This window comes from Pedobacter gandavensis, from assembly GCF_014172405.1.
Lineage (GTDB): Bacteria > Bacteroidota > Bacteroidia > Sphingobacteriales > Sphingobacteriaceae > Pedobacter > Pedobacter gandavensis.
In genome coordinates this window covers 115,393-127,016 of sequence record NZ_WNXC01000005.1, presented here as the reverse complement: position 1 = coordinate 127,016, position 11,624 = coordinate 115,393, and the positions used below count along the sequence as shown (strand labels likewise).

Annotated in this window: 9 protein-coding genes; 5 read left to right on the top strand and 4 right to left on the bottom strand. The window is 39.5% G+C overall.

Going from position 1 to position 11,624, the window contains the following annotated elements; translation table 11 throughout:
• From GM920_RS14585 to GM920_RS14570, 4 genes are all read right to left on the bottom strand, one after another.
• Window positions 1-1,230, bottom strand: coding sequence for a M16 family metallopeptidase (locus GM920_RS14585; protein ID WP_182958702.1), 1,230 nt, complete (start codon window positions 1,228-1,230; stop codon window positions 1-3).
• Between the two features lie 157 nt (window positions 1,231-1,387).
• Entirely contained in the window at window positions 1,388-1,891 is a 504-nt protein-coding gene (locus GM920_RS14580; protein ID WP_182958699.1) for an HmuY family protein, read from the bottom strand.
• Window positions 1,892-2,006: 115 nt separating this feature from the next.
• Window positions 2,007-3,188 (bottom strand): hypothetical protein, encoded by a 1,182-nt coding sequence (locus GM920_RS14575; RefSeq protein ID WP_182958696.1) that lies wholly within the window; start codon window positions 3,186-3,188, stop codon window positions 2,007-2,009.
• The gene (locus tag GM920_RS14570) at window positions 3,185-4,168 is read right to left on the bottom strand and encodes a DUF2157 domain-containing protein (RefSeq protein ID WP_202986123.1); all 984 of its coding nucleotides are present in this window, start codon (window positions 4,166-4,168) and stop codon (window positions 3,185-3,187) included. Before GM920_RS14570 ends, GM920_RS14575 begins: the two co-directional genes overlap by 4 nt.
• A gap of 154 nt (window positions 4,169-4,322) precedes the next feature.
• On the opposite strand from GM920_RS14570, the gene htpG reads away from it, so the two are divergent.
• The 5 genes from htpG to GM920_RS14545 all read left to right on the top strand — a co-directional run bounded on the left by htpG (window position 4,323) and on the right by GM920_RS14545 (window position 11,545).
• The gene (htpG, locus tag GM920_RS14565) at window positions 4,323-6,212 is read left to right on the top strand and encodes a molecular chaperone HtpG (RefSeq protein WP_202986122.1); all 1,890 of its coding nucleotides are present in this window, start codon (window positions 4,323-4,325) and stop codon (window positions 6,210-6,212) included.
• Window positions 6,213-6,368: 156 nt separating this feature from the next.
• Entirely contained in the window at window positions 6,369-7,088 is a 720-nt protein-coding gene (locus tag GM920_RS14560; RefSeq protein ID WP_182958693.1) for a DUF4397 domain-containing protein, read from the top strand.
• A 140-nt stretch (window positions 7,089-7,228) separates the two neighbouring features.
• Complete coding sequence (locus tag GM920_RS14555; protein ID WP_182958692.1) at window positions 7,229-7,798, top strand: RNA polymerase sigma factor; 570 nt, start codon at window positions 7,229-7,231, stop codon at window positions 7,796-7,798.
• Between the two features lie 64 nt (window positions 7,799-7,862).
• Window positions 7,863-9,260, top strand: coding sequence for a hypothetical protein (locus GM920_RS14550; protein WP_182958689.1), 1,398 nt, complete (start codon window positions 7,863-7,865; stop codon window positions 9,258-9,260).
• Between the two features lie 158 nt (window positions 9,261-9,418).
• Complete coding sequence (locus GM920_RS14545) at window positions 9,419-11,545, top strand: M3 family metallopeptidase (RefSeq protein WP_182958686.1); 2,127 nt, start codon at window positions 9,419-9,421, stop codon at window positions 11,543-11,545.
• The last annotated feature ends 79 nt before the right edge of the window (window positions 11,546-11,624 follow it).

Below are 11,624 nucleotides of genomic sequence, written 5' to 3'. Positions count from 1 at the left end.
TTACGCTAAAGGGTAAAAGGTTAAGGCGCTAAGATTACTTTCATCTAATATTTCATGCGTAATATTAGCCATATCGGTGGTGGTTACGGCCTCAATTCTATTAAAAACAGTTTGTAAATCGTCAATCTTATTGTAGTCGATCAGACTCTTAGCCATAGAAATGATCAGTCCTATTCTGTTTTCTTCACCTAAAGCAATTTGTCCAATAAACTTATTCTTCGCTTTTTGAAGTTGAACTTCTGTGAGCGGATGGTCTTTCAGCTTTTTAAACTCTTTAAAAATCAGTGATAAGGCGCGGTCTACTTTTTCTTTGTCTGTCCCAAAGTATAAGGTAAAGATACCAGTATCACTCAAAGGACTATAGCCTGTTTCAATGGTATAAGCGATGCCGTATTTCTCGCGGATCTGTAAGTTTAAAATCGAACTCATTCCTGTGCCACCAATTAAATTGTTCAGTAACAATAATCCTGTTTTGTAGGGATGGTGTAAAGAATAAGCCTGGGAGCCTAACATCACATGAGCCTGCATAATCGGTTTCTCGAGAATCACCTTCGCCAATGGCGCTTTTTCTGGCGCAACTCTGGTGTTTTTATGTAGGTTTTCCGGAATCTCTGAATAATATTTAGCACCGGTTTTGATTAGTTTGTTCAGGCTGTAATTTCCTAAAACTGCAACAATAATTTTATCGGTATGGTAGTTTTCCTTGATGAACTGATGGATGTCTGCTTGATTGATATTGTTGACCGTCTCCGGGCTACCCAGGATATTCCTACCCAGTGGATGCCCTGCAAAAACAAGGTCTTCGAAGTCGTCGTAAATTGCCTCTTCCGGTTGATCCAGGTAAGAAGTAATCTCATCCAGAATGACACTTTTTTCTTTGTCCATCTCGTCTTCTGGAAAAGTGGAATGGAAAACGATGTCATGGAAAAGTTCTAAAGTCCTGTCCAGATATGGATTTAGAAAGGAAGCATGAATACAAGTATATTCTTTGGTTGTGTAGGCATTTAGATCAGCACCCACGCTTTCCAGTCGGTTTAGGATCTGGTTTGTCGTTCTTTTTTCTGTGCGCTTAAAGATTAAGTGCTCAATAAAGTGAGCCAAACCTGCTTTTTCGTCCTGCTCATCTCTTGACCCACTATTTACAATAATGCAAGCATGGGAAATGGTTGAGGGAGAAGGGACATGAAGTAATCGGATGCCATTTGGCAAAGTGTGAACATTGTATTCCATCAGGGCACAAAGATACATAAGAAATAACCGTACGCAGGATAATATTTATGTAGCATTCCGGTCATTTCTGTATCTATGTTAAGGGTTTAGCAAAAGCTAAGGGCGAGTTTGCAGCAATTATAAATGGTTTGAATAATCGTTAAAAATGAACGGAGACTTATTTCAATAGGGCATATTTAAAGGTGTAAAAACCGGTATCATTGTAGTCTTGCTCATCGAAGTAATAGCTCAATACCTGAATTTTATACTGTTTCCCTGTCGCAGTACGAATTAGAATAATCTTTCCGTCAATTGGGGTTAATGCATGACTGGCCATGTCATAGTTGTACCAGCCTTTTCCTGATCCGGTTGGGATTACACTTGTGCTTTGAGTGTCTTCTTTGTATCCGTTTTCGGGAGCCTTTGATACTTTATCAAAGCTGGTGTTGCTTAACATTTGTCCGGCAACTTTATGCTTACTGTTCAGCTTGATGGTGGTGGTGTTGAAGGCTAGATCCCAGTTTTCAGCTTCTTTTACTGTTTTCCCATCGGTCAGACTGTAAAACGTGGTTTTAGATTTGGCATCCAGATTTTTCTCTGTTTTTGCCGTTTGCGCTAAAACAGCTTGTCCGGCAAAAAGGAAAATCGAGAGTATAGATAAGGTCTTGAGGTTGAAATCCATGTGTTTCTTTTTTCACAAAGAAACAAACTATTTATAATTATTCTAAATAATATTAAAGAAATTTTTCTGCCTCAGAATCGCCCCCGGCAATCTAATCAGGAGTTCGGTTTCTAGCTTAAAAATCACTTGAGGCGCCGCCTCCGCCAAAACTACCACCGCCCATGCGGCTTCCTTCGGCTGCAGTAGTGCCATCACCAAAGGTTCCACTTACGATTAGCGATTCTACTTTTAGATTATCTAAAATATGGTCACTATCAAGCTCGGCTACTGTAAAGCCGTATTTTGGTGTTTTCAGGTAGCGGATTAGCCCATAAGAGGTAGCCAGTAATAAGGCCCCTGAACTTACCAGTATCCATTCTATTGAAGCAATGTGGTGATAATTTCTAAGGGTAAAACAGGCTGCGGCAATTAAAATTAACCCGGTACGTATGAGTACAATGTCTTTTCTTTTTAAGCCCATTGCGATATACACGAAAGGAATACAAAAGGTCCATAGCCAGAAAAACCAAGCGTAAGGAATGTCCTGATCTGGCAATAGAACGACATGATTCATGGAACTGCCAAGCTCTCTGACCACAAAGTAATTTCCAGCAGCATAGCCTGTCAGCAGGCTGATAAATTGCAACATCCCGAGGCAATCCTGATAAATCCAGTATTTTTTAACGAGCTGTAGCGCGAAGAAATAGATCATCGTTGCCATGATGATGAGGAGGAAAGGCATGGTGCTAAGGGTGTAAAAACCGTAACTATTCCAGGCAAAGAAGATAAAAGCGATGAAGGCACAAAAGCTAAGCAGGGCCATAGCCATATGCGCAAAACGGAGGGTAAAATAAGTACTCAGCAGGAATACCAATCCAGAAATCAACAGTTCGTCAACATAACCTTTGAAGCTAAAAGCACTTTTATCCAGAAAAATATAAAGTGCGGTTAACAGGAGGCTGCCCGAGGTCCAGATCAGGGCATCATCTACGCCTGATTTATAATGGTGATATACACGAACCGCAACTTCTAGAGCGACATAACTTAAAATTCCAAGGAAAGCAAAATAGCCCGGAGACTCCACAATATGGCTATTGCTCAGCAGGAGGCTCAGTAAGCCAAAGGCAAAAGAAGTAAGGGTGGTGGTAACCAAAAATAACCCAATCCGCAAAAACAGATTAGAGCTGTAGAAACCTACCGGATATTTATGCTGGATCGCCTGTAATTCTTCTGCAGAAAGTTGATTTGCCCGATGTGCTTTTTTCATTTGATCCTGGATGATCAGGTGCTTTAACCAGGTCGTATTGTAAATGATCATGAGGCTTTAATTTGTTTGTTTAAGCGAATGATGCGCAGTATTAACACTGCCGCAGAAATGATGAAGTATAAGCATAGCATATATATACTATCCGTATTGCTCATTCCATCCAATAGTCGGAAAACAAGAATACTGGTCGCTACATAACTATACAGGATCACCAGAAGCATAAAATAGAATGATTTATGGCGCATGGCATCAACATAAAGGTAGTACCCCAGGCCGAATAAGATCAGTAACCATAAAATGGCCGTTGCTGAATCGTAATGATTAAAGTAAGCGAATAACAAGGCGATAAAGCTGATGTGAATTCCAAAATGAAGGTAGCTGAAACGGAAGTGCTTTTTGAAATTGAATCGTTCAGAAAAGAAACCGACAAGCAGCAGGATCAATCCTAAAAGTAAATACGTATAAATTAAGGTTTGGTTGTCGAAATTGGCATTGGAAAGTAGACTGGATGGCGTCACCGATACCCCCATCCAGACCGCGAGGTTGGCAATGGCCATGCTGAGCACGCCTAAATGGTCAAACTCATAAGCCACATAAAATAAAACCAGCATCGGAATAAATGTGGCCATGCCGTAATGAGTACCAAAAATCTGGTATTGATACTGAAGGTAACCTGTGAAGGTTAGAAAACTAAGACAGCCCAACAAAACTACATAGTCAAAAAGTACACCTGGAGATTTTAGCAATTCTCGGCTAAATGGATTTTTATGTCGGAAGCAATAGTAAAAACATCCGCCACAAATGGCTGCAATACCCGCCAATATTGCTTGATGGCCTATGCTATCTATATTTTTATAAATCAGGATACCGAGTCCGCCGCTCAGCAAGACTACGCCCAGGTATAACAAGGTTTTGAGCTCCCAATGCAAGGAGAACAATGAACTCTGCTGTTTTTCAGTTAATTTATCAAAAGATTCGGCGGAGATCGTACCGTTATCTTTTAGTGTTTTATAGAGATCAGTCGGTATCATGAAGCGATAATAAATTCATAGGATATTCAAGTATACAGAAAATTTAGGGAATGAGTTGGCATTTATACCTTGTTGGATACTGTCAATTTGACAAGATTTTTGAATTGGAATAGCCATTGATAGGTTGGCTATGTACTTAAAAATGAGTTAACATATGAGCATAGAAGAAAAAGGAACCATATCCATTCACACGGAGAATATTTTCCCGATCATCAAAAAATTCCTGTATTCAGACAATGAGATATTCCTGCGCGAGCTGGTATCCAATGCAGTAGATGCGGTACAAAAGATTAAACGTCTTGCTGCATTAGGACAATACAACGGAGAGCTGGGTAACCCATTGGTAGAAGTAGCGGTTGATGCAGATAAAAAAACCATTACCATTACTGATAATGGTTTAGGTATGACTGCTGAGGAGATCAAGAAATACATCAATCAGGTGGCTTTCTCCGGAGCAAGCGAGTTTGTAGAGAAGTTTAAAGACGCAAAAGACGCGAACGAAATCATAGGTAAATTCGGTTTAGGCTTTTATTCAGCCTTTATGGTATCGGATTTAGTAGAAATTCAAACGCTATCTTACCAGGATGGTGCAGAACCTGCACGTTGGGTATGTGATGGCAGTACTTCATTCGAAATTTCTGCTGGTAACAGAACCACTCGTGGAACAGAAATCACCTTGCACATCAATGCCGAATCAGAAGAGTTTTTGAGCAAAAATAAACTGGAAGAAATTCTAGAGAAATACGGTAAGTTCTTACCGGTACCGATTAAGTTTGGTACAAGAACAGAGCATGTTGCTGACGGTGAAGATGAAGAAGGAAAACCAAAAACAGTAGCTGTTGAGGTAGGTAATATCATCAATACGACCAACCCAATCTGGACAAAAGCACCTGCAGATTTGTCAGATGAGGAATACCTTGCGTTTTACAAGCAATTGTATCCATACGCAGAGGATCCTTTATTCTGGATTCACCTGAATGTAGATTATCCTTTCAACCTAACAGGCGTATTGTACTTCCCTAAAGTGAAGAATGATTTTGACATGCAACGCAACAAAATCAAGTTGTTTTCCCGTCAGGTATTCATCACCGATGAGGTAAAAGACATCGTTCCTGAATTCTTAATGTTGTTACATGGGGTGATCGATTCACCGGATATTCCTTTGAATGTTTCCAGAAGTTTCCTTCAGGCAGACAGCAATGTGAAAAAAATCAATAGCTATATCACGAAAAAAGTAGCAGATAAACTTCAAGAACTTTTCAATAAAGACCGTAAAGGTTATGAAGAGAAATGGGGTGATATCGGTTTATTCGTGAAATATGGTTTGGTAAGCGAAGAGAAATTCTACGATAAAGCGAAGGATTTTGCCTTGCTAACCAATACTAAAAATGAGAATTATACTTTAGGAGAATACCATGATAAGGTAAAAGATTTTCAGACCGATAAAAATGGTCAGGTAGTTTATATCTATTCAACGGATCCTGCTAAACAAGATACCTTTATCCAGTCGGCCAATAAAAAGGATTATGATGTATTGTTGATGAACTCAGCAATTGATAACCATTTTATCAGCTTCCTGGAAAATAAACTTGAGAAAACATTATTGAAACGCGTAGATTCTAGCGTTGCCGATAAATTGATCGAAAAAGATGAGGCTATCGAATCTGTATTAACAGAAGAACAAGCGAAAAAGGTAACTGATATCTTTACTAAAGCCATTACCAAACCGGGAATGCAAGTAGAGGTGGTTGGGCTAAACCCGGAAGAGTTGCCAGTAACGGTAACGATGGATGAGTTTATGCGCCGCATGAAAGAAATGGCACAAATGGGTGGTGGTATGGGCTTATATGGCGGCATGCCGGATAGCTATAAAGTAGCCATCAATGGAAACCATAAGCTAATCGGTAAGATTCTTTTGACTGACAATGAAGAAGAACAAGGATTATTGGCGAAACAAGCCATTGATCTTGCTTTATTGGCGCAAGGAATGTTAACTGGTGCGGAATTAACTGCTTTTGTAAGTAGAAGTGTAAATCTGATCTAGTCTTTTTTTAGTAAAACAAAAAACCCTGCTACAGCAATGTAGTAGGGTTTTTTGTTTTATTTGCTTGGTGGTTGTAGCGTTTTTAAATGGGGCCCCGTTTAATAAAGAAAAGGCAAAAGGCCAAGATTTAACCATTTATATATTAAACAATTGATTATGAAAATTTCAAACCATTTTAAAACGATAACGAAGACGTTTGTTGCTGTCGCTGCTGTTTCTGTAGTTTTTTCTGCCTGTAAAAAAAAGTACAATGATATAGAGCCAATTGAACTGGCTGGGTTAACTATTGTAAATGCTAGTCCGGATATTAAAGAATACGACTTTATTATTGGTAACCAAAAGGCAAATTCTAAAGAAGTTTTTAAGTATGGTGTGAAAATCGGCTACCTGGGATTGTATCCTGGCACCAGCGGAATTGGTCTTGTTGAGGTAGGAAAGACAAACTTCCTTTTAACAAAAAATGAATTGTACCAATCAGGTAAATTCTATAGTACATTTTTAGTAGATACAGGTAGTAAAAGAGCCTTCTTTACCATTAATGATAAGTTGGATAGCATCAAGGTAAATGAGAAAGCGAAAGTTCGTTTCATCAATTTAAGCCCTAATGCAGATGCGTTGGATTTAGCAATCACTGGTTCAGCAACAGAAATTGCAACCAACAAAGTATTTAAACAATTCAGTGTATTTACAGATGTAGAACCAGGAGAAAGCGTAGCCCTGGAATTAAAAGACAATGCAACCAAAGTGGTTAAAGCGACACTTCCTCCGATGAAATTGGAAAAAGGTAAGTTCTATACCGTTTGGGCAAAAGGATTTAAGGATAAAGCAGTAACGGATTCCTTGAGTCTTAAAGCAGCCATTTATACTGCAAAATAAAAATACCATAAAGCAGCTGGCTCTTCAATAGAGCCAGCCTCTAAAACCGTTAATTTGGAAATGTGTAAATTAGCCTTTCCTAGGTAAACCCTGTTTTAGAAGATGTTAATTTAAAAAAGCCTTAATGGTGTTAGAAAAGAATGCTCAAGTTTGAGGACGTTTTAGCTGGATGTTTGAAAAATGACAATAAATGCAAGGAGGTGGTTTACAAATCATTTTATGGGTATTTAATGGGCGTTATTTTAAGGTATATCAACGATCGTAATGATGCAGAAGAGCTGATTAACGATTGCTTTATTAAGGTTTTTAAAGGATTAGGGCAGTTTGGGGCACCTAAAGATCCGGAACAATTACAAAAAGCATTTAAAGGATGGATGGCCAAAATTTCATCCCGAACAGCAATTGATTTTTTACGTAGTAAAAAGACATTTTTATATGTGGAGGATATGGAGGAGCCGCCGCAACCAATCACAGAATTAAATGCCATCTCTCAACTCCATGTTCAAGACATTATGAAGTTATTGAATCAATTGCCGGAAATGCATAAGTTGATTTTCAATATGTATGAATTAGAGGGTTTTTCGCATGAGGAGATTTCGAAGTTATTGAGCATACCAGTAAGTTCTAGCAGGGTTTACCTGACCAGAGCAAAGAATAAGTTAAGGATATTGTATTCAAAATCATTGATTACTGATTTTGAACCAAATTAAAAGGCGCGCGAAAAAGGAGTACTAGGGGATGAATGGGGGAAATGATAAATATAAAAAGATAAAGATGAAACCGAATGAACATATAAAGTTACCTGATGATGAGCTAATCGCTCATATCAAGGGGCAATTAATGGCTCATGAGGAAGACTATGCTCCTGGAGCATGGGAAAATTTCAACGCTGATAAGTCAGCAAAAAAAAGGGGGATGTTTTTTTGGTTGGGTAGTCTGAGTACTGCAGCTGCTTTAGTGCTGATCGGCTTTGCTATATTCTTTGTAAATAATAAAAAAGAAGGGCTTAAGCCCTCCATATTGACTGGGACAAGCGCTTCAAATCAAACGATAAAATTGCCGGTAGAGGTAAAAGAAAAAGCCTTGAAAGCAGAGGAATTGATAAAAGAGGTAAAGCCTGCAGAATTGGCTTCTACCCCTGAACCCGCTAATGCTAATTTAATTGGGGCAGGTAAATCGGGCAACCCTGTTGGGGTTTTGGGCGACTTGGCGCAAGTTTCCGGCAGCAAATCCAGAAATCAAATTCCTGCTGGCCATACAACAGCCACGAGTACGCAAGTACATCAACCTTCAAATGTACAGGAAACAACTTTTAATCATTCAGTAATCGCAAATAGTACTTCAAATACGGTTCATCCTTCTACAACAGTAGCTGTAACTCAGCAGCGCCAGGAAGCAGTTTTAAAGGATGCTGCAGCAGAAGTAAAAACACAAAGTCTGGAAGAATTCTTAGCACAAGAATCTAAAAATGGCAATGCCAGAGGAAGAAAAAATCAGGCTAAAGTTGCCAGATTACCTATGGAAGACAAGTGGGAAATGGGTGTAATGGTAGCTCCTTCTGTTGGCAGCAGTAAGAAATTAAATATGGGCTATGGCCTGAGCATGGGCTATGCTTTAAGTAAAAGGGTTTCCATTAATTCGGGGATCTCCTACAATGAAATGGGGGCATCCAGAACGGCGTCTCCAGCTTCAGACGGCGCGTATTCTAGTCCGGCAACGACAACAATGGGATTGGCTAGCAACAGCAAAGAGCTGAAAGCGGTAGACGCGAACATTCGGGGGATAGATATTCCTTTGGAAATCCGGTACAGACTGACGAACAGCTTATATGCCAATGTCGGAATCTCGGCCTTTGCCGTACTCAATCAAAAACAAAAAAATACTTTTCTGGAAAGCCAGGTACAGAGCAGCCTTGCTGATCCTGGAAGTACTGCTTCGGCAACCTTTAAAGCCAATGTACTCAGCACAACAGTGATAGAAGAGCGCAAAAATTCTGAGCTTAAAACAGATCCTTACCTTGGATTCTATAACTTCTCCCTGGGCTATAAACAACAAATTTCCCGCGGGAAATCAGTTTCTTTGGAGCCATTTGTGAAGCTCCCAATAAAAGAGTTTACACAGGAAAATCTCTACCTGATTGGAACAGGATTAAGATTGAAATTTGATTTTTAATTCCTAAAAACAGGAGCTATCACTGTTTAAATCCTTATTTTTTTAATATTGTTGCAACAATGATACTTTTAAAAAAGCGGATCAGCCGCTTTAAGATTATCTTTGTGAGGGCCTGGCTTGCCGGGCTTTTGTGGTAGATTAATAAATTTTATTAAAGAATGAACTTAAAAAAAGGAATCTCTTCTATGCTTTTAGTTTGCGGTATGCTTCTGGTAACTGATAAAACGGTAATGGGACAAAGTACAAATCCATTTATGGAAACATATAACACTCCATATGGGGTGCCTCCATTTAACAAAATTACCAATGCTCACTTTGTGCCGGCCTTTCAGGAAGGAATGAAGCAACAACAGCAAGCGGTTGCTGCAATTTATAAACAACGCTCGGTACCAACTTTTGTAAATACGGTAGTGGCTTTAGAGGAAAGCGGTAGATTATTGTCGAAAGTAAGTACCGTATTCTTTAACCTGAGTTCTGCAAATACTTCTCCTGAGTTGGAAAAAATTGCTCAGCAAATGGCTCCGGAGTTGTCAAAACATAGTGATGATATCTACTTGAATTCCGAACTATTCAAAAGAGTAAAAACGGTATACGATAAACGTAATTCTTCGAAATTGAACGCGGAACAACAGCGTTTGTTAGAGAAAACTTATAAGTCTTTTGTAAGAAGTGGAGCGAATTTGAATGCGGCACAGCAACAACAAATGAGAGCCATTAATAAAGAGTTTTCTTTGCTGACCCTAAATTTTGGGCAACATTTGCTTGCTGAAGTTAACGCATATGAATTGTTAATTGACAAGCCCGCTGACCTTGCCGGTTTGCCGGAATCGGTAAAAGCTGCTGCGGCAGCTTCTGCAAAACAGGCCGGAAAAGATGGGAAATGGAGGTTTACGCTTCATACACCGAGTGTAACGCCTTTCCTTCAGTATTCGGAAAACCGTGCCCTGCGTGAAAAAATGTATAATGCGTATATCAATCGCGCCAATCATGACGATGAGAATGACAACAAAAAAATCATTTCTCGTATTGTCGCATTACGTGCAGAAAAAGCAGCACTTTTAGGTTATAACAGTCATGCTGATTTTGTACTGGAAGAAAGTATGGCCAAATCGCCAAAAGAGGCTTATGACTTGTTAAATGGCCTTTGGGATGCCGCATTGCCAGTTGCAAAACAGGAGGCGGTGGAAATGCAGAAAGTGATGGACAAGGAAGGGCGCAATGAAAAGTTGGAAGCCTGGGATTGGGCACACTATGCAGATAAGGTACGCAAAGAAAGATACAATTATGATGCGGAAGCATTACGCCCATATTTTCATATCGACAATGTAAGAGAAGGATTCTTTAAAGTGGTGAACAAGCTTTATGGCATTACTTTTACGCTTCTTCCAGAGGTTCCGGTATACCATAAAGATGTTTCTGCTTATCAGGTTAAAGAAGCTGATGGAACTCATATTGGGGTGATCTATATGGATTTCTTTACCCGAAGCTCTAAACGTGGAGGTGCATGGATGACCTCATACGCTACGCAATCTTATGAAAATGGGAAGCGCGTTGCTCCGGTAGTCTCTATCGTTTGTAATTTCTCCGGACCTAATGGTGATGAACCGGCTTTATTTACAGCTGATGAAGTGACCACTTTTTACCATGAAATGGGACATGCCTTGCATGGCTTATTGTCGAATGTAAAATATAGAAGTTTGGCTGGAACCTCAGTTCCCCGCGACTTTGTAGAGCTGCCTTCTCAGGTGATGGAACACTTTGCTTTTGAGCCTGAAGTACTCCAATTTTATGCAAAACATTACAAAACAGGAGCGATTGTTCCTCAGGAATTGATCGATCGCATGAAGAATGCTTCTAAATTTAACCAGGGCTTTGAAACCGTTGAATATCTTGCGGCTTCTTTGCTTGATATGGGCTTCCATACTGTACCCGCAGGAAAAGAAGTGAATGCTACGGAATTTGAAAGTTCAGAAATGAATAAATACGGATTGATCAAGCAAATTGCCCCACGTTACAGAAGTACTTATTTCCAACATATCTTCGCTTCAGGATACTCTGCAGGGTACTACAGTTATATCTGGTCGGCGGTATTGGATAGCGATGCTTTCGCTGCTTTCAAGGAAAGCGGAAATATCTTTAATCCTGAAGTTGCCAATTCCTTCCGTAAAAATGTATTGGAAAAAGGCGGAACTGTAGAGCCAATGGACTTATATAAAGCCTTTAGAGGTAAAGAGCCAAACATGAAGTACTTGCTAAAAGACAGAGGGCTGGATAAAGCACTTTAACCATAGATTTATTTTTTTGTAACCAGGATCTGGTTTGCGCCTGAATCAATTCATTAAAAATGACCAATATCTTCAAACT

Excerpts from the sequence above, each read along its gene's own strand:
- htpG (WP_202986122.1), top strand. The coding sequence starts at position 4,323 with ATGAGCATAGAAGAAAAAGGAACCATATCCATTCACACGGAGAATATT.
- GM920_RS14555 (WP_182958692.1), top strand. The coding sequence starts at position 7,229 with ATGCTCAAGTTTGAGGACGTTTTAGCTGGATGTTTGAAAAATGACAAT.
- GM920_RS14570 (WP_202986123.1), bottom strand. The coding sequence starts at position 4,168 with ATGATACCGACTGATCTCTATAAAACACTAAAAGATAACGGTACGATC.
- GM920_RS14580 (WP_182958699.1), bottom strand. The coding sequence starts at position 1,891 with ATGGATTTCAACCTCAAGACCTTATCTATACTCTCGATTTTCCTTTTT.
- GM920_RS14560 (WP_182958693.1), top strand. The coding sequence starts at position 6,369 with ATGAAAATTTCAAACCATTTTAAAACGATAACGAAGACGTTTGTTGCT.
- GM920_RS14585 (WP_182958702.1), bottom strand. The coding sequence starts at position 1,230 with ATGGAATACAATGTTCACACTTTGCCAAATGGCATCCGATTACTTCAT.
- GM920_RS14575 (WP_182958696.1), bottom strand. The coding sequence starts at position 3,188 with ATGATCATTTACAATACGACCTGGTTAAAGCACCTGATCATCCAGGAT.
- GM920_RS14545 (WP_182958686.1), top strand. The coding sequence starts at position 9,419 with ATGAACTTAAAAAAAGGAATCTCTTCTATGCTTTTAGTTTGCGGTATG.
- GM920_RS14550 (WP_182958689.1), top strand. The coding sequence starts at position 7,863 with ATGAAACCGAATGAACATATAAAGTTACCTGATGATGAGCTAATCGCT.